This window comes from Polaromonas sp. (genome assembly GCF_041689105.1).
In the GTDB taxonomy this organism is placed as follows: domain Bacteria; phylum Pseudomonadota; class Gammaproteobacteria; order Burkholderiales; family Burkholderiaceae_C; genus Polaromonas.
Genome location: NZ_JBDNGU010000065.1, coordinates 1 through 22,282 on the forward strand (window position 1 = coordinate 1; position 22,282 = coordinate 22,282).

Sequence of the window (22,282 nt, forward strand, 5' to 3'; positions counted from 1 at the left end):
CCCCAAGTCCGACAGGCTCCTAGACCGTTACGGTGTAGTTCAGCGCCATCCGGCCACCATCAACTGTCACGACTTCACCAGTGACATAACTGGCCGCATCACTGACCAGCCAGGCCACAACGTCGGCGATTTCCGAGGGCTCGCCGAGACGCTTCATCGGCGTGCGGCTCATGATTTTTGCCTTTGCATCGTCGCTGGTCAGGACGGCTTTGGCGGCCAGCTCGGTCGCAATGGTGCCGGGCGGGACCGCGTTGACGCGGATGCCCTTGTCGGCCAGGGCCAAGGCCAGCGCCAGCGTTTGAGTTCGCGCGCGCCCGCCGGGATGCGAGCTACCGGCGCAGCCCGAGCGCCTCAGACCCGGATGATCTGCCCCTTCAGCGAGTACAGCACGGCGGTGACCTCGCCGCTCGTCCCGGCGTCAATGTGGTTTTTCTCCAGCGCGCCCAGGATGTCATCCATCGCGGCCATGTACTCCTGCTCGCTGATGTTCATGCCCGTGTGGGCGATCTTCAAATCAAGGCCGCTGTAGCTCTCGGGGCCGCCGCAGCCGGCGCAGAAGAACTCGACCGCCATCTTCTTGGCATGGTTGAGGTCCTTGGAGGCCTGGAACCGGGTGGCGATCACGGGGCTCGCCAGGTGTGCCTCCATCACATCGTCGACGATGCGGGTGATACCGTCGAACTTGCCAAGCCGGTCATAGAGCGAGGGGGTTTGTGTGGTGGTCGTCATGGCATTTCTCCTGTGGGGTTGGGGTCGCTAAGCAGATGCCTGTCTGCATCTGTCCTGTCATACTCACGTCTGGGTGTTCCTGAAACGTTCCCGGCACTGCATCGGCAGGAAGGCAGACATGGAGATTTCCGCGCAACCGCGTTCCGCCTGCCCGGCGCAAGGGCGTGTGTCGATCTGCCTGTTAGGGCGGTTCCATTTCCGGTTCGGTGATGAGGCCGCCGAAGGTGCCGTCGAGGCCGTGCCATCAGCTCCGCTGGGTCGTCGCGCTGGCGAGCTGCTGAGGCTGCTGAGCCTGCAGCCTCAGCGCAGCCTGCTGCACGAGCAGGTGATCGAGGCGCTCTGGCCCCACCTGGATCCTGAGGCTGGAAGCGCCAACCTGCGCAAGGCGGCCCACCTGGCACGGCATTACCTGGGTCAGCCCGACGCACTGGTGCTTCGGGGCGGGCGCGTGTTCCTGTTGGCCGACCGGCACGTAGAGTGCGACGCCGCAAGCTTCGAGCGTGCCGCTGACGAGGCGCTTGTGGGCGGTGATATGGCCGCCTGCGAGGCGGCAGCCCAGCTCTACCTTGGTGATCTTCTGCCGGACGCGCTGTATGAGGCCTGGACCCAGGCGCCGCGCCAGCGGCTGCGCGACAAATACCTTCGGCTGCTGCGACAGACGGGGCAACTGGAGCGGCTGGTGCAGATGGAGCCCACCGATGAGGAGGCGCATCTGGCTCTGATGCGCGCCGAGATGGCTGCTGGCCGCCCCACCGCCGCATTGCGCTGGTATGCCCATCTCCGCGACCATCTGCAGCAGTCCCTGGGCCTGCAGCCCGGACCGCAGGTGCAGGCGTTTCACCGCGAGTGCCTTGCCGGCGAGGCGGACGACGCGCCTGTCTTCATCGGCCGCGCGCCAGAGCTGGTGCGCGTGCTTGCACTGCTGCGCGCGTCCGCCGCGCACGACAGCGCCAGCGGAGTGCTGGTGCATGCACCGGCTGGGATGGGCAAGACTACTTTCTGCCGCCGAATGGCGCGCGAGGCGCGCGGGCTCGGCTGGCAGATCAGGTTCCTGCAGGCCAGCGACTGGACCCGGCCCTACGGCTTGGCCACTGACCTGATCGAGCCGCTGCTGCGTGAAGCGGATGAGGTAGCGCTGCAGGCCTTGGGCCCGCACGCAAAGGCGGTGTTGGCGGCCATGGTGCCGGCCGGCGGCCCGCCCCAAGCCTTGGCCTTGCCGCTGGGGCGGCACCAGGTGGTGGGTGCGGTACGGCGCTTGTTGCTCGCAACTGCGCAGGCCAAGCCGGTCTTGCTGATCGTCGACGACGCCCACGCCGCCGACGATGGCAGTGCCGAGGTGCTGGCGCAACTGGTGGTCAGCGGCGCGCCGCTCTTCGTGGCCCTGGCCTGCCGTCCGCCGCTGCCGGCTCTGCTGGACCGCCATGTGTCCCGCATGCTTCGTGCGGGCACGCTCCAGGCAGTCGAGTTGGGCCCGCTGACCGGCGACGAGGCGGCCTTGCTGGCGACCCGCTCGGCGACGCAGCCCCTGCAGGCGGATGCTGCGGCCGCCGTCGCGCGGCTGGCCGAAGGCGTGCCTTTCGCCGTGGTCGAGATGGCACGCGCCGCTGCGGCCAGCGGCAGCGTGCCGACCACGCGGCTGCCGCGCAATCTGTCGGTCGCCTTGGCCAAGCGCCTGTGCGACGTGGGCGAGGACGAAATGGAAGTCCTGCGCCGGCTCGCGCTCGCGGCGGAGGACTTCGACGTGACCACGGCCGTAGCGCTGGCGAGCGACCCGGCCCGCGACGCCGCCGAGCGGCTGGACCGGGCACTGGCGCTCGGGGTGCTGCTGGTGCAGTCGGGGCGCTACCGGTTTCGCCACGCGCTGGTGCGCCAGTCGCTGCAGGATGGGATTGCGCCGCACCGCCGCCTTGGCATGCACCGCGATGTGGCCGTGCGGTTGGAGCAAGCTGGCGCCGCGCCAGGGCTGATTGGACAGCACTGGCTGGCGACAGACCAGCAAGAGCGTGCGCTGCCGTGGTCACTTGCCGCAGCGCGCGAGGCGTTTCGCCTAGGCGCGTACGAGGACGTGCTTCGGCACGTCGATCCGTTGTTTGCCCGCCATCCGCAGCAGGCCGAGGCGCTGGCGCTGCGCGCCGAATCCATGGATGCGCTTGGCCGCCCCGGTACGCTGGCCGCCTACGACGCGGCGGCCGACGTGGCGCCGCAGGTCCTGGCGCACGAGCTACGGGCCAAGCGGGCGCTGGCGCAAGTGAAAACGAGTGACCCGTCGGGCGCGCTGGTTTACTTGCGCGACGTGCACCCCACGACCGTACCCGGCCGGCTGGCGGAGGCCCTGGCCTACAGCGGTGCCGCCGCGCTGGGCTTCGGCGACCCGGCCGAAGGGACGCGTCGTTCGGCCGAGGTCCGGCGGCTGGCGCTCGAAACCGGCGACGAGGGCACCTTGGTCATCGCGTCCTGGGCCCAGGCCGCTGCGGCGCATGCGCGCGGCGACCTTCACAGCAGCGTCTGGGCCGACCTGCGGGAGACTGGCCATCTGCCGTTGCTGGCGGTCCGCGTTTTCGACGGGCACCTGTGCATCACACAGCGCTTTCTGTATGGCTCGCGGCCGTATGCGGAGGTGATCGCGTTTGCCGACGCGCTGGCAGCCGAGGCGCAGCGGCTCAAGGCCGACCGCGGCCACGCCTTTGCGGTCACGCTGCGCGGCGAGGCCCGGCTGCTCGCCGGCCAGCTTGACGCCGCCGAGGTAGACCTCATCGCCGGCGGCCGCCTGCACCGCCGCATAGGTGGCGCCACCGGCGAAGCCCTGTCGCTCCAGCGTCGGGCCGAATTGGCCATGTACCGCGGCAACCGCGGTCTGGCACGTGGACTGTTGGACGAAGCCCTGGACGTGGCGCGCCAGTCGGACGTCGGTTTTCATCTGCTCGACCGTATCTACGGCACGCGCATTGCGATTGCGTCCGACCCGGACCGTGCGCTCGGGGTGGTCGAAGAAGCCGCAGCGGCTGTGCGGGGCCCGCTGGAGACTTGCCCCGGCTGCCGCATCACCTTCGCCATCCCTGCCACCATCGCCGCAGCCCGGGCGCGCGAGCTGGACCTGGCTGCCAGTCACGAGCAACAGTCCGACTACCTCGCCAATGTTGTGATGCGGTTGCCAGCCTGGCATGCCGCCCTGCATGAGGCGCGGGCCCACATCGCGCTGGCCGCTGGCGAGGCCGAGGCTGCGCGCGGGGGCTTTCAGCATGCGGCCAGGGGCTTTCGCGCAGCCGGTCACCCGCTGGACGAGGCCCGCTGCAGCGCGCTCTCGGACGGTGTGGGGCGCAAACGCTGAGCCCCCGGCAGAGCCCGACTCAAAGGGCGATACGGCCCGCAGGAACGATTCAGGAACACCCGCATGCCAAGCTTGCCACAGCAGTTGCATGCAGCCGCTGCGTTCGAGTCCCGTCCACCCGCGCGCCGAAAGGCGCATCAAGGAGAAGATACCCATGACCACTCAAACCACTTTGGCTCCGTCCGGGGAAGACCGTGCAGCGTCAGTGACGTGCCCGCACCCGGTGTCGCTGGAAACCCTCGCTGTGATCGAGCAACTGCTGGCCGAGATGATGCTGTCCCTGCGGCGCAAGATCGAGCCGCGCGCTTCGCCAGCCGACGCCGGCGAACAGGAATACACGTCGTGGCTGAACCACGGCCAGAAACACCGCTACACCGGCACGGTGTAGTTCAGCGTCATGCGCCCGCCATCGACGGTCACGATTTCACCAGTGACATAACTTGCAGCGTCACTGACCAGCCAGGCCACAACGTCGGCGATTTCCGAGGGCTCGCCGAGACGCTTCATTGGTGTGCGGCTCATGATTTTTGCCTTGGCCTCATCGCTGGTCAGCACGGCTTTGTAGGCGAGTTCTGTGGCGATGGTGCCGGGCGCGACGGCGTTGACGCGGATGCCCTTGTCGGCCAGGGCCAGTGCCATCACGCGGGTCAGCTGGTTGACGCCGCCCTTGCTGACGTTGTAGCTGGCAATCGTGGGTATTGCGAGTACAGCGTTGACCGAGCTCATATTGACGATGTTGCCGCCGCCCTGCTGTGCCATGACACGCGCAACCGCTTGGCCCATCAGGAAAGATCCCTTGATGTTGACACGTAACACGGCGTCGAAATCAGCTTCAGTGATGTCCAGGAAATCAGCAGCCCGGAAGATACCCGCGTTGTTGACCAGCACATCGATGCGGCCATGTGCCTGCATGCTGCGTGCCACCACAGCATCGACCTGGGCACTGTCGCCCACATCGCAATGCAGGTACAGCGCACCGATTTCGCTCGCCAGGGCCTGGCCCGGTTCATCGGCCGTGTCAGCGATCACGACGCGGGCGCCTTCGCGGGCAAAACGACGGGCGCAAGCTTCGCCTATGCCTTGCGCGCCGCCTGTGACGATGCAGACCCGGTCCTTCAGCCCGAAGCAGATGTCCGCGTTGTTTGTGGATGGAATCGTGTTCATGCCCTGATGGTAGCAGCGCAGGCAGCGATGAATTTCATAGCGTTTTCAGCGACCTCCGCCGCCGCCATGCCGGGCCGGTAGAGCGCCGAGCCGATGCCGAAGCCGCTGGCGCCAGCGGCGCGGTAGGCCGCCATGTTGTCCACCGTGATGCCGCCCACCGGCAGCAGCAGGGTCTGCAAGGGCAGGACGGCGCGCAGCGCCTTGACCACTGCTGGCGTGATCATTTCGGCCGGAAACAGCTTGAGACCGGTCGCGCCAGCGTCCAGCGCGGCGAAGGCTTCGGTCGCGGTCATGACACCGGGCAGGCAGACCATCCCCAGGCGCAGCGCTTCACGCACCACCTCGGCGTTGAAGTTGGGTGACACCACCAGCTGGCCGCCGGCCGCATGCACCTCGCGCACCTCGTTGGCGCTCAGCACGGTGCCGGCGCCGACCAGTGCCTGGGGCAGCGCTGCGGCCAGGGCTTCTATGCTTTGCAGCGGCTGCGGCGAATTGAGCGGCACCTCGATCAATGTCCAATCGGCCCCCAGCAGCGCATGGCCGATGGGCAGGGCCTCTTCGGGCTTCAGGCCGCGCAGGATGCCCACGAGTGAAATGCCCTTCATCGCGGCGGCGAATTTTTTATGAGCGCTTGTCATCATGCGTCCCAGTGTGGATGAATGGTTTGCGCCAGCGCCCACAGGCCGCGCCAGCTTGCTTCGGCCCCGGCGCACTGCACCTGCGCGCTGCGCTGTCCCAGCGCGCGTTCATACCGCCGTGTCAGGCTGTCCGAGCCGACGAGGACCAGCGGCGTGCCGGCGGGAAGCTGCTGCGTGCGGATCTCCTCACCGATCACCAGCCCCGACAAATAACTCGGCAGGCCGGCTGCGGCCATGCGCCCGAACAGCGACAGGCTGCGCACGCTGAAGGCAGTTTGCAGCAGGCTGCCGCCGCGCAGTGCGAGTGCAACGCCTTCGTCAAAAATGTCCCAGTCCACCTCGGCATCGGCTTCGGGCAGGGTGCGCGCGAGGATCGAGTGCTGGCGTAGCAGCGCGTAAAACTCGCCGGTCATGAAGGTGGAAAAACTTTCGACTCTGCCTGAACGGACCCAAACCCACTTGCTGTGGGTGCCGGGCAACACCAGCAGGCCGTCCTGCAGGCCCAGTAGTTGCAGGGCGCCAAAAACCTGGGTTTCCTCGCCACGCATCACGTCCGGTATGCCTTCGCGTTCGCAGCTCAGGCCGGGCACGATGGCGATACGCCCGGCTCGCACCCAGGCCAGTTGCGAAGCGACCTCGTCGAACCCTGCCGGGCAGGCGCAGTAAGGTGCCTCCAGCCAGCCCTGCTTGCTGCCCGCCATGCCGGAAATCAGGCAAAAAGTGCCTGTAGCCCCCATCCAGTGGCCAAAAGACGCTTCAAAAACAGTAGCAAATTCACCAGGGGGCACGGTCAGGATACCGCGCTCGAACGAGCGTTCCTTGAGCACCTTGCCGTCGTTGTCCAGCAGCGCCCCGCGCAGGGATGAGGTGCCCCAGTCCACCGCCAGCAGCTGTTTCATCGCCTGATCTGTTTCAGGCTGCGCTGCCAGGTTCAATGGTTATCCCGTGGCACAAACGCGCCGCGCTTGCCGACCAAAAAATCGAGGTCCACGCCTTCGTCGGCCTGCAACACGTGGTCCACATACAGTTTCCAGTAGCCCGAGGACAGCGGCGGCGGTGGCGCGGTCCACAGGCTCAGGCGGCGCGCCAGTTCCTCGTCGCTGATCAGCAACTGCAGCTTGCGCTGGGGTACGTTGAGTTCGATCATGTCGCCGTGTTGCACAATCGCCAGCGGGCCGCCGGCGGCGGCTTCGGGGGCAGTGTGCAGCACCACGGTGCCGTAGGCGGTGCCGCTCATGCGCGCGTCGCTGATGCGGACCATGTCGGTGATGCCCTTGCGCAGCACCTTGGGCGGCAGCGGCATGTTGCCGACCTCGGCCATACCCGGGTAGCCCTTGGGGCCGCAGTTCTTGAGCACCATCACGCAGTTTTCGTCGATGTCCAGGTCTTCGTCGTCGATGCGCGCGTGGAAGTCCTCGATGTTTTCAAACACCACCGCGCGGCCGGTGTGCACCATCAGGGCTGGCGTTGCCGCGCTCGGCTTGATGACGGCGCCGCGTGGCGACAGGTTGCCGCGCAACACGGCGATGCCGGCTTTTTCCTTGAAGGGCCGGGCCAGCGGCTGGATCACCTCGGTGTTGTAGTTCTGCGCGTCGGCAATGTTCTCGCCAATGGTTTTTCCGTTGGCGGTAATGGCGCCCAGGTGCAGGTGCTGCGCGATTTCCTTCATGACCACCGGCAGGCCTCCGGCATAACAAAAGTCTTCCATGAGGAACTTGCCCGAAGGCTGCAGATTGACCAGGCACGGCAGCTCGCTGGCCAGGCGGTCAAAGTCATCGACGTTCAGCTTCACACCTATACGCCCGGCCATCGCAATCAGATGAATCACGGCATTGGTCGAGCCGCCAATCGCTGCGAGTGTCTTGATGGCATTCTCGAACGCCTCGCGTGTCAGAATTTTTGAGAGCAGCAGGTCCTCGTGAACCATCTCGACCACGCGGCGCCCGGCCATGCGCGCCAGCACATTGCGCCTGCCGTCCACCGCCGGGTAGGCCGCGTTGCCGGGCAGGCCGATGCCCAGCGCCTCGACCATGCTGGCCATGGTGCTGGCCGTGCCCATGGTCATGCAGTGTCCGTGGCTGCGGTGCATGCAGCTTTCGGCTTCAAAAAAGTCGGCCAGCTTGAGGGTGCCAGCGCGCACCTGCTCGCTCATGCTCCATACGCCCGTGCCAGAGCCCAGCTCCTGGCCGCGCCACTTGCCGCTGAGCATGGGGCCGCCGCTGACGCCCACGGTGGGCAAATCGACGCTGGAGGCGCCCATCACCAGTGAAGGTGTGGTCTTGTCGCAGCCCATCAGCAGCACCACGCCGTCAATCGGGTTGCCACGAATGCTTTCTTCGACGTCCATGCTGGCCAGGTTGCGGTAGAGCATGGCCGTAGGGCGCAACAGGGTTTCGCCCAGCGACATCACCGGGAATTCCAGCGGAAAGCCGCCAGCTTCGTACACACCTATCTTGACCTGCTCGGCCAGCGTGCGGAAGTGGCTGTTGCAGGGCGTCAACTCGCTGAAAGTGTTGCAGATGCCGATCACCGGCCGGCCGTCGAACTGGTCGTGCGGCACCCCCTTGCCTTTGACCCAGCTCCTGTAGGCGAAACCGTCCCGGTCCTGTCGCCCAAACCACTGCTGGCTGCGGAGCTCTTCGGGTTTCTTGCGAGGGGGCGTGGGAGCGGTCATAGGGAAAATCCTTAATTGATAAACATATTATCGTCATACCATTGCCGCCGTCCCCTCAGTAAAAACCAGTAATGCACTTCTGGAAATGCGGAATTTCAGGATGAAGTGCGAGGGGCCCGGAGCAGAGCAACCGGAATGTACCCGGTACATGAGGATTGCGAACACCGCGTAACGATGCAATTCGCCTGAAAAACGGATTGACAGGAGTTTTTTTGATCAAGAACGTCCACGGCAATACGGTTGACCACCTCGGCGAAGCCATCGTCGCAGGGCGTTACGCCGTGGGTGCGTCCATCCCGCCCGAGCCGGTGTTGTGCCAGGAGCTTGGCGTCAGCCGCACCGTGATACGCGAGGCCGTGAAGTCGTTGATCGCCAAAGGCCTGATGACCACGGGCCCCAAGGTCGGCACCCGCGTGTTGTCCGAAGACCACTGGAACTGGTTTGACCCGGACGTCATCAGCTGGCAGTCCAAGGCCGGCTTGACAGCCGAATTTTTGCGCGACCTGCAGGACCTGCGTTGTGTGGTCGAACCCGCCGCCATGCGGCTGGCTGCCGAGCGCGCGACAAAGCAGGACATCGCCGAAGTCGAGGCCGCCTACGCCGGCATGAAACGCGCGGTCGAGGAGGGCGGCGACTATGTCACGCACGACCTGCGGTTTCACCAGGGTCTGCTGCGTGCCAGCCGCAACCGCATGCTGGTGCAGATGAGCAAGGCGCTGGGCGCGCTGCTTCGTACCAGCTTTGAAATTTCAACGCGCCGCAAGGACGGGCCGACGCTTTCGCTGCCGCTGCACCGCGCCGTACTGGATGCGGTGATTGCGCACCAGCCCGATGAGGCCGAGCGTGCAATCCGGGTGTTGATCGACGGCGCGAAGGACGACATTGAAGCTGTGCTGGCCTCGCGCCGGCGTCTGCCGGTATTGAGCAGTCCCGCGCGGCAGCTCAAGGCAGCGTGAGATAGACAAAAAGCGGGCAGAAGATGAACTTGCAAAAAGCAATGGACACGTCGGTCCACCGGTTTTTCAAACTGCTTGAATTGCTGGTGGTCGTCTGCATGGTGGCCATGGTGATCATGGTGTTCGGCAACGTGGTGCTGCGTTATGCCTTCAATTCCGGCATTTCGATTTCCGACGAGATGTCGCGCTATTGCTTTATCTGGCTGACCTACATAGGTGCGATGGTCGCCATGCGGGAGGGCGGACACCTCGGCGTCGATACCGTGGTCAAGCATCTGCCTGTGATGGGCAAAAAGGTCTGCCTGTTTCTGAGCGAAGCGCTGATGCTGTTTTGCAACGGCTTGTTTTTTCTGGGCACCTGGAAGATGCACGAGCTGCAGGTGAGCAACGTGTCGGTGGTGGTGGGCATCTCAATGATCTGGATTTACGGTATTGGTTACGTCGTCGCCACGGTCATGGGCTTCATCAATCTCAATGTCCTGTACCGCCTGCTCACCGGCCAGATCCGCGACGACGAACTGGTTCAGGTGATCGAGACTGAAGGGCTGGCCGACGTCGGAAAACACATGCAGGGAAACAGGGGATGACGGTCACCGTATTTATTCTGAGTCTGCTGGCCGCAATGGCGATTGGTATGCCGATCGCCTATGCACTGCTGGTCTGCGGCGTCACGTTGATGGCCTTTCTGGCAGCCACCAGTGGACTGGTGACCTTCGACAGCCAGATTCTCGCCCAGCGTTTTGTCGACGGCGCCGACAACTTTCCGCTGCTGGCCGTTCCCTTCTTTCTGCTGGCCGGCGAATTCATGAACGCGGGCGGGCTGAGCCGCCGCATCGTGAATCTGGCCATGGCCTGGGTCGGACATTTTCGCGGCGGTCTCGGTTACGTCACGGTGATTGCCGCCGTGATCATGGCCTCGCTGTCGGGCTCTGCCGTGGCCGACACAGCCGCGCTGGCCGCGTTGTTGATCCCCATGATGCGGGCGGCTGGCTACAACGTCGGGCGGGCCTCGGGGCTGATTGCGTCAGGCGGCATCATCGCCCCGGTCATTCCGCCGTCGATTGGCCTGATTATTTTCGGGGTCGCCGGCAATGTGTCCATCACCAAGTTGTTCCTGGCGGGCATCGTGCCCGGGCTGCTCATGGGCCTGGCCATCGGCCTGACATGGTGGTGGCTCGCGAAAAAGGAGAACGTCCTTCCCGCGCCGAAATTGGGTACCGCAGATCGCCTGCGCATCACGGCGGAAGGCGGCTTTGCGCTGGCCTTGCCGGTCGTCATCATCGGCGGCATGAAGTTCGGCGTATTCACACCGACTGAAGCGGCTGTGGTGGCCGCGGTGTACAGCTTTGTTGTTGGCATGTTCATTTACCGCGAGCTCAAATGGTCAGAGCTTTACGGGCTCATCCTGTCAGCGGGCAAGACAACGGCCGTGGTGATGTTCCTGGTGGCGGCAGCCATGGTCAGCGCCTGGCTGATCACCGTGGCCAACATTCCGACGGAAGTTGCCGAAATGATGACACCTTTTATGGACAACAAGATGCTGCTGATGGTGGTGATGATGGTGCTCGTCGTGGTTGTCGGCACCGCGCTCGACTTCACTCCCACGGTGCTGATCCTCACGCCGGTGCTGATGCCAGTGGTGCTCAAGGCCGGCATCGATCCGGTGTATTTCGGCATCATGTTCATCATGAACAACGCCATCGGCCTGATCACCCCGCCGGTGGGTACCGTGCTGAATGTGGTGTGCGGCGTTGCAAAAATCAGCATGGACACCGCGTTCAAGGGTGTTCTGCCCTTTCTGCTGGCGCAACTGGCCGTGTTGTCGCTGCTGATTGTTTTTCCCGCCATCGTCACCGAACCCCTCAAGTGGCTGATGCGGTGATTTCCCTTTCCCAACCCCTGTCGTTTATATAAAGGAGACAACCATGTTCAAACGCAGAACTCTCGCCCTGGCGGCCGCCGCCTTGCTAGTTGCCACGTCGTCTTTCGCGCAATTTGCCGATCGAACGATCAAGTTCACCAACGGTGTCAACGAAGACCATCCGGTCGGCGTGGGCGTCAAGAAGATGCAGGAAGTGCTGGCCGCCAAGACCGGCGGCAAGATGAAAATCAATGCCTTCTGGGGAGGCGCTGCTGGCGGTGACCTGCCGGCCACGCAGGCGCTGCGCGCCGGTACCCAGGAGATGGTGTGCACGTCCAGCTCGCCGTTGGTCGGCATCGTCAAGGAGCTCGGCGCCTTCGACCTGCCTTTCCTGTTCGCCAATGAAAAGGAAGCCGATGCGGTGCTCGACGGCCCGGCTGGCGCTTACTTCAACAAGAAGCTCGAAGAAGCCGGTCTCATCAACCTGGCTTACTGGGAAAACGGCTTTCGCAACCTGACCAACAGCAAGCGGCCGGTTGCCAAGGTGGAAGACTTTGACGGCGTCAAGGTCCGCGTGATGCAGAACAACATCTTCCTGGACACCTTCAAGACCCTGGGCACCAATGCTGTGCCCATGGCTTTCGGCGAGGTGTTTACCGCGCTGGAAACCAAAACCATCGATGGCCAGGAAAACCCCTTCGTGACCATCGAGACCTCCAAGTTCAGCGAGGTGCAGAAGTACCTGAGCGTGACACGCCACGCCTACACACCCTTCCTGGTGCTATACAGCAAAAAACTCTGGGACCAGCTCAACCCGCAGGAGCAAGCCGTGCTGCGTGAGGCCGCCATGGAGGGCCAGAAGGTCCAGCGGGCCGCCAACCGCGCGCTCAACGAGAAGTCACTGGCCAACCTCAAGAGGACCATGACCGTCAACGAAGTGAGCCCGGCCGAGCAGCAACGCATGTTCGACAAGGTCAAGCCCGTGTACGACAAGAACGTGCCCACCATAGGCGCCGAGCCTGTCAAGATCGTGATGGACGCGCTGAAGAAGGCGCGCGGCGGTTAAACGGCGCGCCGGTCGTCGTCTCCAGGCCGCAGGGAGTTTCTCTTGCGGCCTTTTTTTCGGAGTCTGGATTGAAAATCACCAAAGTTGAAACCTTGCGTCTGGGCGAGTTCCCCAACATCATCTGGGTCCGCATCTATACCGACGAAGGCCTGGTGGGGCTGGGCGAGACCTTCATGGGCGCGCAGGCGGTTGAGGCTTATATCCATGAGTGGGCGGGTCCCAAGCTCCTGGGCAAAGACCCGCTGGCCATTGAGGCGCGCAACAAGGACATCACCGGCTACCTCGGCTGGCGCGGCTCCGGCGTGGAGACACGCGGCAACTCGGCCATTGACATCGCGCTGTGGGATATCTTCGGCAAGGCGGCGAACATGCCGCTATACACCGCGCTGGGCGGCAAGAGCCGCGACAGCATCCGCATTTACAACACCTGCGCCGGTTACCAGTACGTGCGCAGTACCGTCAACCAGAACACCGCAAACTGGGGCATAGGCAAGGCCAAAAAAGCCAATACCGGACCTTACGAAGATCTGGAAGGTTTTCTGCATCGGGCCGACGAACTCGCCGAATCGCTGCTGTCCGAAGGCGTCACCGCCATGAAAATATGGCCCTTCGATCCGGCGGCCGAAAAAAGCGACGGGCAGTACATCAGCCACGCTGATCTGGACCTCGCACTGGAGCCCTTCCGCAAGATACGCAGCGCGGTGGGCGAGCAGATGGACATCATGGTCGAGTTCCACAGCCTGTGGCGGCTGCCGATGGCGCAAAAAATCGCGCGTGCCCTCCAACCCTTCAACACCTTCTGGCATGAAGACGCCATCCGCATGGACTCGCTGGACCTGCTCAAACAGTATTCAAAAGACTGTAATGCCCTGATCTGCGCCAGCGAGACCCTCAGCTACAAATGGGGTTTCAAGGACTACCTGCAGACCGGCGTGGCTGGCGTCGCCATGCTGGACCTGAGCTGGTGCGGCGGCCTGACCGAGGCGCGCAAGATTGCAGCCATGGCCGACGCCTGGCAGTTGCCCGTCGCGCCGCATGACTGCACCGGGCCGGTGGTCTGGGCGGCCTCCAGCCACCTGTCGCTGCACGCGCCCAATGCCCTGATCCAGGAAAGCGTGCGCGCTTTCTACACCGGCTGGTACAAGGAACTGGTGACCGGGTTGCCGACCGTCACGCGCGGCATGCTCAGCCTGAACGGTAAACCCGGGCTGGGTCTGGAGTTGCTGCCCGACCTGCACAAACGCGTCGACGCCACCCTGCGCGTATCGGTGCCGGACTGAGCGCCGGCCCCCTCACAACCCGAGACCATCATGAAAATAAAATCCGTTCGCCCTTTCATCCTGCATGTGCCTGTCACAGGCGCCCACATTGCCGACAGCACCCACAGCATCACGCACTGGGGCGTGGTGGGCGCGCAAATCGACACCGACGACGGCTTGAGCGGTTACGGTTTTACCGGCACCCATGCGCACCTTCCCAGCGACCAGCTCATCACGCGTTGCATAGAAACCTGCCACGCGCCCATGCTGATGGGCGAGGACGCTGGTGACATCAACCGCCTGTGGAAAAAGCTGGCGCGCAACCCCGCGCTGCAGTGGGTGGGCCGGGCCGGCATCACCACGCTGTCGCATGCCGCCATTGATCTCGCGCTGTGGGATATCAAGGCCAAGGCAGCAGGCCAGCCCTTGTGGAAACTGTTGGGCGGACAGGTGCGCGACAAGGTGCGTGCCTATAACACCGACATCGGCTGGCTCAGCATTGCCGACGACAAGCTGGTCGAAGGCGCCCAACGCGCCGTGGCCCAGGGTTTCACCGGCATCAAGATCAAGGTCGGTTCTACCGTGGAGCGCGACCTGCGGCGCCTGGCTGCGGTACGGCAGGCCATAGGGCCGGACATCACGCTGGCCATCGATGGCAACGGCAAATGGGACTTGCCGACCTGCCAGCGTTTTTGCCGTGCGGCGCAGGATTCGGATGTGTTCTGGTTTGAGGAGCCCTTGTGGTACGACGACGTGAAAGGCCATGCGCAGCTGGCGCGCGCCACGGCCATCCCGGTCGCGCTGGGTGAGCAGCTCTACACAGTCGATGCATTTGCGGAGTTTTTTGCCCAGCAGGCCATCCATTGGGTTCAGCCCGATGTGACGCGCATGGCCGGCTTGACCGAGGTGCTGCGGGTCTGCGAAACCGCACACGCTTTCCGCCTGCCGGTTGCGCCGCACGCAGGCGACATGAGCCAGGTGCATGTGCACCTGTCATACGCCCACCCCGCTTGTGAGGTGCTGGAATTTATTCCGTGGATCAAGCACTGCTTTACTGACCCGGCCGAGGTGATTGATGGCTATTTCCGCCGGCCTGAACTGCCCGGCGCGGGAACGACGCCCACCGCCGCCGCCTGGACGCAATTCAGGCAGACAACCGCCTGAGCAAGGTCAGGCCCTGTCCACGCGGGAGGCAAAATAGGCGGTGATGGATTCCGATATCTTTGTGGTCATGGGTGTCAGCGGCTGCGGCAAAAGCACCGTGGGCGCGCAGCTGGCTGCCGCGCTGAGCCTGCCATTTCTTGAGGGCGACGTGCTGCACCCCGAGCGCAATGTGGTGCGCATGGCGGCCGGTTTTGCCCTGAGCGATGAAGACCGCGAAGGCTGGCTGCAAACCCTGGCGGACCGCATCCGGCAGTCGCATGCCGACGGGCAAGGCCTGGTGCTGTCGTGTTCGGCGCTCAAACGCTCCTACCGCGACATCTTGCGCAGTGGCGCGCCCGGCCTGCGTTTTGTCTACCTGCACGGCGAATACGCCTTGCTGGCACAACGTATGGCAGCGCGCACCGGCCATTACATGCCGCTGTCCCTGCTGGACAGCCAGCTCAACACGCTGGAGATTCCCGGTATGGACGAAAATGTGCAGAGCTTTGATGTGGCCAGCCAGCCCGAAGATATCGTCGCCGCCGTGCTGGTCAACCTGCGGGAAGCCCGCAGCCAGGCTTCCTGAGCTTCTTTTCAAACCTTCGCCATTGCCGGGACCCTCATGCTTCATTTCACCAAAGTCATTCTCTACACCGACACCGATGGCCGCGCCAGATTCCGCGAGGAGCCTGTGGCGCTGACCGAAGGCCCGCCGCAAGCCATGCTGTCGCCGCTGGCCCCATCCTCTGGCTATCAATTGCGCCATAGCCCGCTGGGTTTTCGCAGCCAGTTCCACTGCACGCCCAAGCCGCAATGGGTGTTCATCCTGGGTGGCCAGATGGAAATCGGTTTGCAGGGCGGCGAGTCGCGGGTGTTCAGTGCCGGCGAGCATTTTTATTCAGCCGACGTGTTGCCGACGGGCGCCACCTTTGACGCGGCGGTGCACGGCCACTGGAGCCGCCAGGCCGGGCCGGACCCGTTGGTCACCTTGTTCCTGCAGGATTGAGTTGGCGCAGCGCGCTATTGAATTAATAGCTGCTGACGACCGCCCGACAAGGGCTGGAGGCCAAAAAGTCTAGAAAATGTCAGCGAGGCTGCATTTCGCCCGACAGCAGCACCGTATGGCCTGTGTGAGTAGCCTGGAGGGTGTTGACCAGAGCAGCGGCCACATCCGCAGCGGCAATGGCGCGGTAGTTGGCAGGTGTCAGCGGCCTGAGCAGTCGCATCGCAGTCGCCGCAAACTTTTCTGCGGGGCGTTTGGCTTGCGCCAGCGCGCTGCGGTCGCCGCTCAGCAGCGAGGGGCGGGCCAGCACCACACGGTCATAACCGAGGCGGCTGACAGCGTTTTCCATCTCGCCTTTGACGCGGTTGTAAAAGACAGTGGACTTTGCGTTGGCGCCCATGGCACTGACGATGCCCAGCTTGCGCGCACCGGCGGCGCGGGCCGCACGGGCCACGGTGAGCACCGCGTCGAAATCGACCGCGCGAAAAGCCTGCTGGCTGCCTGCCACCTTGATGGTGGTGCCCAGCGCGATGAACACGTCATCCGCTGCGGGTGCATTGAAAGCGGTGAAGTCTTGCGCGAGGTGGACCACCAGCTTGGGGTGGATCACTTCGGGTTGGCGACGGCCCACGCAGTGGACCGCCGAATACCTCTTATCGGCCAGTAAACGAGCCAGAATTTCCCGACCGACCAGACCCGTTGCCCCTAGCACCAGAGCCACCCGAGCGTCCGCCGCCACCACCGCCGCCGCCTGCGGGCCGGCCGCCGCGGTAGTTGCCGCGGTTGCCGCCTGTGGGCTGGCCGGAAGAGGGGAAGCCGGAGGAGACATGGCTGGTGGGTTGGGCGTCATCGTCGCGCTCCTGGGGGGTGTGCTGGCGGGGTGGCTGCGCATTGGGGTTGCGCGCTTGCTGGTTGCCTTGGGCGTAGCCCGAATTCTGGCGCGGCTGGCCGCCCTGGGGCTGGGTGCGGCCGCCATTGCTACCACCGCCGCTGCGGCCACGGCCGCCGCCAGCGTTGCCACCGCCATTGCCGCCACCTCCACCGCCGCCGGCATTGCCGCCGCGGCCGCCTTGGGGCTTGTTTTCGCGTATCCGCGTCATCATCTCGCTGCGGGCAGCCTTGGCCGCCGCCTGCATCACGTCACGGCCTGGCGGTTTGCCGATGCCGCCCCAGATGGTCTGGCGGCCCATGGCCAGCGGCTCGGCTTTTTCGCCAGGCTCGGCTTCAAAACCGGGCACGATGACTTTTTCGATGTTCTGCTTGGTGAAGCGCTCGATGTCCTGCATGAAGCCTTCTTCGTCCAGGCAGACCAGGCTCACAGCTTCGCCGCTGTTGCCGGCGCGGCCGGTGCGGCCGATGCGGTGCACATAGTCTTCGCTGACGTTGGGGATTTCGTAGTTGACGACGTGCGGCAGCTCGTCGATGTCGATGCCGCGAGCGGCGATGTCGGTAGCCACCAGGGCGCGGATGCTGCCGCTCTTGAAGTCCTGTAGCGCCTGGGTGCGGGCTGTCTGGCTTTTGTTGCCATGCAGCGCCATTGCCGGGATGCCGTTTTTGGTCAGGTGTTCGGCCACATTGTTGGCGCCGAATTTGGTACGCGTGAAAACCAGCACCTGGCTCCAGTTGTGCTCGTTGATGATATGTGTCAGCAGCGCTTTTTTCTTGCCGCGGCCAACCGGGTGAATGGTCTGCATGATGCGCTGCACCGTAGTGTTGCGCGGCGTGACCTGGATGCTTTGCGGGTTCTTCAGCAGGCCGTTGGCCAGTTCGCGGATCTCGTCGCTGAAGGTGGCGCTGAAGAGCAGCGACTGCTTCTGCTTGGGCACCAGGGCCAGCACTTTCTTGATGTCATGGATGAAGCCCATGTCCAGCATGCGGTCAGCTTCGTCAAGTACCAGGATCTGCACCTGGCCCAGGTCCAGCGTGCCCTGGCTGGCGTGGTCCAGCAGGCGGCCGGGGGTGGCCACCAGGATGTCAACGCCGCGGCGCAGTTTTTCAATCTGCGCGCCCATACCGACGCCGCCAAACATGACCATGGAGGAGAGCTCCAGGTATTTGCCGTAAACACGGACGCTTTCCTCGACCTGCGCGGCGAGTTCACGCGTCGGGGTCATGATCAGGCAACGCACGGCGTTGACGCCGCGTTTGTTTTTCAGGGCTGGCTCTGACGAGAGGCGCTGCAGCATGGGCAGCACAAAGGCCGCTGTTTTGCCGGTGCCGGTCTGGGCACCGCCCAGCAGGTCCACGCCCGCAAGCACGGCAGGAATCGCCTGGGCCTGGATGGGGGTGGGGGTGTCATAGCCCTGCTCAAGCACGGCTTTAAGAATGGCCGGAGCCAGATTCAGATTTTCAAAAGTCATTGATGGTGCACACGAAGGTGCCAAAGATCGGCCAGTCGGGGGCTATTGAAAGCCTCCGCCAGTGAAAGGCAGACGGGTAAAAAAGTCAGGCTGGGCACCCAAACTGTCACCGAAGGTGTGCCTAAATGCTGCAGGCAACTGGAGCCGGTAGCGGTGCTATTGTCGCATGGAACGATAATCGGGGTATTCATGCCGTACCCGTGCCTTGATAGGAGGCACCTGCCCCCCAGCTACGGCGTGTGCTTTTCGTACGCGAGGAAACCCCGCAAAAAGCCTGCAGAAATCTTGTCTGCAGGGCGCATGCGCCGCTTTTCCCCTCGCGTTGTCTTTTCCTTTTTAGAAGTTGAATCCTGATGGCCCAGTACGTATTTACCATGAACAAGGTCGGCAAAATTGTGCCGCCCAAGCGTCAAATTCTCAAGGACGTGTCGCTCAGCTTTTTCCCCGGCGCCAAGATCGGCGTGCTGGGCACCAACGGCTCTGGCAAGTCCACCCTGCTCAAGATCATGGCGGGCCTGGACACCGAGATCGAGGGCGAAGCCACCCCGATGCCCAACCTGAACATTGGCTACCTGCCGCAGGAGCCCAAGCTCAATCCTGAGCACACGGTGCGCGAAAGTGTCGAGGCCGGCATGGGCGCGGTGTTTGCCGCCAAAGCCCAGCTGGAAGCGGTGTACACCGCCTATGGTGAACCCGATGCCGACTTTGACGCCCTGGCCGCAGAGCAGGCGCGCCTCGAAGCGATCATTGCGACCTCTGGCTCCGACTCCGAGCACCAGCTCGAGATCGCTGCAGATGCGCTGCGCCTGCCGCCCTGGGACGCCGTGATCGGCGTGTTGTCGGGTGGTGAAAAACGCCGCGTCGCCCTGTGCAGCCTGCTGCTGTCCAAGCCCGACATGCTGCTGCTTGACGAGCCGACCAACCACCTGGACGCCGAATCAGTGGACTGGCTCGAGCAGTTTTTGCAGCGTTACCCAGGCACCGTGGTGGCCATCACCCACGACCGTTATTTCCTGGACAACGCCGCCGAGTGGATTCTGGAGCTGGACCGCGGCCGCGGCATCCCCTGGAAAGGCAACTACAGCACCTGGCTGGAGCAAAAGGGCGAGCGTCTGGCGCAAGAGCAAAAGGGCGAGGAAGCCCGTGCGAAAGCCCTGAAGAAAGAACTCGAATGGTCGCGCCAGAACCCGAAAGCGCGGCAGGCCAAAAGCAAGTCGCGTCTGGCGCGTTTTGAAGAGCTGTCGGATTTTGAGTATCAGCAGCGCAACGAAACCCAGGAGATCTTCATCCCTGTGGCCGAGCGCCTGGGCAATGAAGTCATCGAGTTCAAGAACGTCAGCAAGTCCTTCGGCGACCGCCTGTTGATTGACAACCTGAGCTTCAAGATCCCGGCCGGCGCCATTGTCGGCATCATCGGCCCGAATGGCGCTGGCAAGTCGACGCTGTTCAAGCTGATTGCAGGCAAGGAGCAGCCCGACAGCGGTGAAGTGGTCATTGGCAAGACAGCGCGCATGGCCTTTGTCGATCAGCACCGTGATGACCTGGCCAACGAAAAAACCGTCTGGGAAGACATCTCTGGCGGGCTCGACATGCTGACCGTTGGGAAGTTCACCATGCCCAGCCGCGCTTATGCCGGCCGCTTCAACTTCAACGGCGCCGACCAGCAAAAACGCGTGGGCACGCTCTCAGGCGGGGAGCGCGGTCGTCTGCACCTGGCCAAGACCCTGATTGCTGGCGGCAACGTACTGATGCTGGATGAGCCGTCCAACGACCTGGACGTGGAGACCTTGCGTTCACTCGAAGACGCGCTGCTTGAATTCGCCGGCTCCATCATGGTGATCAGCCATGACCGCTGGTTCCTGGACAGGATTGCCACGCATATTCTTGCAGCCGAAGGCGACAGCCAGTGGACCTTCTTCGACGGCAACTACCAGGAATACGAAGCCGACAAGAAAAAACGCCTGGGCGAAGAGGGCGCCAAGCCGAAACGTATGCGTTTTAAAGCGTTGAAATAGTGCCCCCACGCTTGTCACTTCGTATACTGCGCTGCCCCCCTGGGGGGGGGGCTGCGCCTGCGGGCCGGCGGAGCCGGACCCGCGGCTCCTGCTTGAAGGGGAAGCACGTTCATGGGGTTTGTTACACCGATGAGTGACGAGGCTGTCCTTGCGGCGACCCGTGAGTGGTTGGAGAAAGCCGTGATCGGGCTGAACCTTTGCCCGTTCGCCAAGGCGGTCTATGTGAAGAACCAGGTGCGGCTGGTGGTCAGCCAGGCGCGCCATGCGGACGACCTGCTCGAAGAACTTGACCGGGAGCTGGACCTGCTGGTGGCCACCCCGGCGGAAGAGACTGACACCACGCTGTTGATCCATCCCTCGCTTTTCGAGGACTTCCTCGACTTCAATGACTTTCTGGAAATCGCTGAAGGTGTGGTCGATGAGCACGAATTGGAAGGCGTGATCCAGCTGGCCAGCTTTCACCCGCAGTTCCAGTTCGAGGGCACCGAGCCCGACGACATCGGCAACTTCACCAACCGCGCACCGTTTGCCATCCTGCACCTGCTGCGCGAGGACAGCGTGGAGCGGGCGGTAGAGGCCTTTCCCGAGGCGGACGCCATCTTTGACGCGAATATCAAGACGCTGGAAAAGCTGGGACACGCGGGCTGGGACGCGCTGCTGGGCAAGCCTTAGCGACGCTGGAGTTTTTTTCGCACCAGATGAATGTTGTTGCGCAGCGCGTAAAGCTCGTCGGTGTAAGACAGCGGCACAGCTATTTTCTCGGCGCGGTTTTCCAGCTGATTCAGCTCTTCGAACAAGGGCGCGGTGTCTTTGCTTTCTTCGGCCCGGCTTTCGATGTCGCGCAACTGGCCATACCACTTGAAGATGCGTGAGCGCACGCGAAACTCGTACAGAGGCGGTACCACGCGGGACAACGGCAGCATGATCGCGATGATGATGCCCATCACCAGCCACATGCGTTCAATCAGGTTGGCGACCCAGAAGTGCAGGTAGCGCTGCAGCAGGGGCGCGTCGTTCTTGATGGCGCGTTCGGCTTCCTTGGAAATCGGCAGTTCACTGTTGTCACGATTGGGAAACTCGCGCGCCGCCTTGAACCAGCCGGCTGGCCCATGGATCACATTGCCGGCCTGGGCGAACAGCTGCACCAGCGCCGGATGGGTGGTGGTTCTGGCTATCAGTGATGTGGTGGGCGCCACCAGGCTGACGTCCTCTGGCGGTATGTTGTTGGCCAGATCCACCACGCCTTGCGGCAGGCGGGCCGTGCTCAGGAAGGCAAAACGCTTGGCATAGGCCTCGCTTTGCGGGAAGTTCATGAGCTTGACACCCGGCGTCTGCAGCAGCATCTGCACCATCAGTGACTCGGGCGCCGAGGCAAACACGATGGCATCAAGCTCGCCGCCCAGAAAAGCCACGGTGGCAGGGGTCTGCTCCAGCGTGGTCAGGGTCAGGCTGGACGGCTCAATGCGGTTGCTATCGAGCAGCTTGCCCATGAGGCTGGGCACGCCGCTGCCGGGCGTGCCCACGTTGACGCGCAGGCCCTGCAGCTGAACCAGCGAATTGAGCAGCATGCTTTTTTTTGCCTTTTGTATCGCTTGCTCACGATAGAACAGCCACAACGGCTCGACAAACAGACTGCCCAGGGAGGTCAGGTTTTCAGCATCAGCGGCACTGTAGTCGCTGGTACCACCCTGCACAAAACCCAGATCGGCCTTGCCTTCGCGCAGCAGTTGCAGATTGTGCGCAGAGCCCTGTGATGGCAACAGCGCCACTTCAATGCCCTCTGCGGCCAGCAGTTTGGCGTAACGCTTGCCGAACGCTTCATACGCACTTTGCGCCGGTCCGGTCGCCAGCGTGACGCGCTTGGGCGGGTTGGGGTCCAGCCACCAGTAGGCCAGTACCAGCAGCGTGGCCGCCAGCACCACAAAGGGGCCGGCAGAGACGGCCAGATCGCGCAGCGACAGCAGGGTGTAGCGTATGGTTTTAGGCATGGCGGCACCTTAACATGGACCCGTCAAGACCACGGCTGGCATCGTCTATATGGAGTAAAACAGGCTGCAGCCCTTTCTCAACGGGCGCTTGTAGCTAC

20 protein-coding genes and 1 pseudogene are annotated in these 22,282 nt (G+C 63.6%); 12 read left to right on the forward strand and 9 right to left on the reverse strand.

Features of this window, described 5'->3' with window-relative positions:
- Window positions 1-19 precede the first annotated feature (19 nt).
- Together ACESMT_RS05215 and ACESMT_RS05220 are read right to left on the reverse strand one after the other, a co-directional pair.
- Window positions 20-298: pseudogene (locus ACESMT_RS05215) on the reverse strand (SDR family NAD(P)-dependent oxidoreductase); the annotation flags it as partial.
- A 53-nt stretch (window positions 299-351) separates the two neighbouring features.
- On the reverse strand, window positions 352-729 hold the full coding sequence (locus tag ACESMT_RS05220) for a group 1 truncated hemoglobin (protein WP_372825513.1): 378 nt from the start codon (window positions 727-729) through the stop codon (window positions 352-354).
- Between the two features lie 118 nt (window positions 730-847).
- On the opposite strand from ACESMT_RS05220, the gene ACESMT_RS05225 reads away from it, so the two are divergent.
- The gene (locus ACESMT_RS05225) at window positions 848-4,057 is read left to right on the forward strand and encodes an AAA family ATPase (RefSeq protein WP_372825515.1); all 3,210 of its coding nucleotides are present in this window, start codon (window positions 848-850) and stop codon (window positions 4,055-4,057) included.
- A gap of 154 nt (window positions 4,058-4,211) precedes the next feature.
- On the forward strand, window positions 4,212-4,445 hold the full coding sequence (locus ACESMT_RS05230) for a hypothetical protein (protein ID WP_372825516.1): 234 nt from the start codon (window positions 4,212-4,214) through the stop codon (window positions 4,443-4,445).
- Here the strand turns inward: ACESMT_RS05230 and ACESMT_RS05235 are convergent.
- Genes ACESMT_RS05235 through ACESMT_RS05250 form a run of 4 tightly spaced genes read right to left on the reverse strand, consistent with a single transcriptional unit; the run spans window position 4,427 to window position 8,533 of the window.
- Window positions 4,427-5,221: an SDR family NAD(P)-dependent oxidoreductase gene (locus ACESMT_RS05235; RefSeq protein ID WP_372825517.1), complete on the reverse strand. Its 795-nt coding sequence runs from the start codon at window positions 5,219-5,221 to the stop codon at window positions 4,427-4,429. The two genes, ACESMT_RS05230 and ACESMT_RS05235, sit on opposite strands and share 19 nt — an antisense overlap.
- Complete coding sequence (locus ACESMT_RS05240; protein WP_372825518.1) at window positions 5,218-5,859, reverse strand: 2-dehydro-3-deoxy-6-phosphogalactonate aldolase; 642 nt, start codon at window positions 5,857-5,859, stop codon at window positions 5,218-5,220. Before ACESMT_RS05240 ends, ACESMT_RS05235 begins: the two co-directional genes overlap by 4 nt.
- Window positions 5,859-6,758 (reverse strand): 2-dehydro-3-deoxygalactonokinase, encoded by a 900-nt coding sequence (locus ACESMT_RS05245; protein WP_372825519.1) that lies wholly within the window; start codon window positions 6,756-6,758, stop codon window positions 5,859-5,861. The genes ACESMT_RS05240 and ACESMT_RS05245 overlap by 1 nt, the downstream gene beginning before the upstream one ends.
- A 32-nt stretch (window positions 6,759-6,790) precedes the next feature.
- On the reverse strand, window positions 6,791-8,533 hold the full coding sequence (locus ACESMT_RS05250; RefSeq protein WP_372825520.1) for an IlvD/Edd family dehydratase: 1,743 nt from the start codon (window positions 8,531-8,533) through the stop codon (window positions 6,791-6,793).
- 212 nt (window positions 8,534-8,745) lie between these two features.
- Here ACESMT_RS05250 and ACESMT_RS05255 point away from each other — a divergent pair, with 212 nt between their 5' ends.
- The 8 genes from ACESMT_RS05255 (at window position 8,746) to ACESMT_RS05290 (ending at window position 15,824) form a co-directional block, all read left to right on the forward strand.
- Window positions 8,746-9,489, forward strand: coding sequence for a FadR/GntR family transcriptional regulator (locus ACESMT_RS05255; RefSeq protein ID WP_372825521.1), 744 nt, complete (start codon window positions 8,746-8,748; stop codon window positions 9,487-9,489).
- Window positions 9,490-9,518: 29 nt separating this feature from the next.
- Window positions 9,519-10,076: a TRAP transporter small permease gene (locus tag ACESMT_RS05260; RefSeq protein WP_372825522.1), complete on the forward strand. Its 558-nt coding sequence runs from the start codon at window positions 9,519-9,521 to the stop codon at window positions 10,074-10,076.
- Window positions 10,073-11,371, forward strand: coding sequence for a TRAP transporter large permease subunit (locus ACESMT_RS05265; protein WP_372825523.1), 1,299 nt, complete (start codon window positions 10,073-10,075; stop codon window positions 11,369-11,371). The genes ACESMT_RS05260 and ACESMT_RS05265 overlap by 4 nt, the downstream gene beginning before the upstream one ends.
- A gap of 43 nt (window positions 11,372-11,414) precedes the next feature.
- Window positions 11,415-12,416, forward strand: coding sequence for a TRAP transporter substrate-binding protein (locus ACESMT_RS05270; protein ID WP_372825524.1), 1,002 nt, complete (start codon window positions 11,415-11,417; stop codon window positions 12,414-12,416).
- A gap of 68 nt (window positions 12,417-12,484) precedes the next feature.
- Window positions 12,485-13,696, forward strand: coding sequence for a mandelate racemase/muconate lactonizing enzyme family protein (locus ACESMT_RS05275; RefSeq protein WP_372825525.1), 1,212 nt, complete (start codon window positions 12,485-12,487; stop codon window positions 13,694-13,696).
- Window positions 13,697-13,726: 30 nt separating this feature from the next.
- Window positions 13,727-14,839, forward strand: coding sequence for a mandelate racemase/muconate lactonizing enzyme family protein (locus tag ACESMT_RS05280; RefSeq protein ID WP_372825526.1), 1,113 nt, complete (start codon window positions 13,727-13,729; stop codon window positions 14,837-14,839).
- 43 nt (window positions 14,840-14,882) lie between these two features.
- On the forward strand, window positions 14,883-15,404 hold the full coding sequence (locus tag ACESMT_RS05285) for a gluconokinase (RefSeq protein WP_372825527.1): 522 nt from the start codon (window positions 14,883-14,885) through the stop codon (window positions 15,402-15,404).
- A gap of 36 nt (window positions 15,405-15,440) precedes the next feature.
- Entirely contained in the window at window positions 15,441-15,824 is a 384-nt protein-coding gene (locus tag ACESMT_RS05290) for a hypothetical protein (RefSeq protein WP_372825528.1), read from the forward strand.
- Between the two features lie 79 nt (window positions 15,825-15,903).
- On the opposite strand, the gene ACESMT_RS05295 is transcribed toward ACESMT_RS05290, so the two are convergent.
- A complete protein-coding gene (locus tag ACESMT_RS05295) occupies window positions 15,904-16,452 on the reverse strand; it encodes an epimerase (RefSeq protein ID WP_372825529.1) in 549 nt (182 codons plus the stop codon).
- 22 nt (window positions 16,453-16,474) lie between these two features.
- Complete coding sequence (locus ACESMT_RS05300; protein ID WP_372825530.1) at window positions 16,475-18,181, reverse strand: DEAD/DEAH box helicase; 1,707 nt, start codon at window positions 18,179-18,181, stop codon at window positions 16,475-16,477.
- A 353-nt stretch (window positions 18,182-18,534) separates the two neighbouring features.
- Between ACESMT_RS05300 and ettA the strand changes: the two genes are divergently transcribed.
- Both ettA and ACESMT_RS05310 read left to right on the forward strand, forming a co-directional pair.
- On the forward strand, window positions 18,535-20,196 hold the full coding sequence (gene ettA / locus ACESMT_RS05305) for an energy-dependent translational throttle protein EttA (RefSeq protein WP_372825531.1): 1,662 nt from the start codon (window positions 18,535-18,537) through the stop codon (window positions 20,194-20,196).
- 129 nt (window positions 20,197-20,325) lie between these two features.
- Window positions 20,326-20,868: a DUF1415 domain-containing protein gene (locus tag ACESMT_RS05310; protein WP_372825542.1), complete on the forward strand. Its 543-nt coding sequence runs from the start codon at window positions 20,326-20,328 to the stop codon at window positions 20,866-20,868.
- On the opposite strand, the gene ACESMT_RS05315 is transcribed toward ACESMT_RS05310, so the two are convergent.
- Window positions 20,865-22,184, reverse strand: coding sequence for a TAXI family TRAP transporter solute-binding subunit (locus ACESMT_RS05315; protein WP_372825533.1), 1,320 nt, complete (start codon window positions 22,182-22,184; stop codon window positions 20,865-20,867). The genes ACESMT_RS05310 and ACESMT_RS05315 overlap by 4 nt on opposite strands.
- Window positions 22,185-22,282 lie beyond the last annotated feature (98 nt).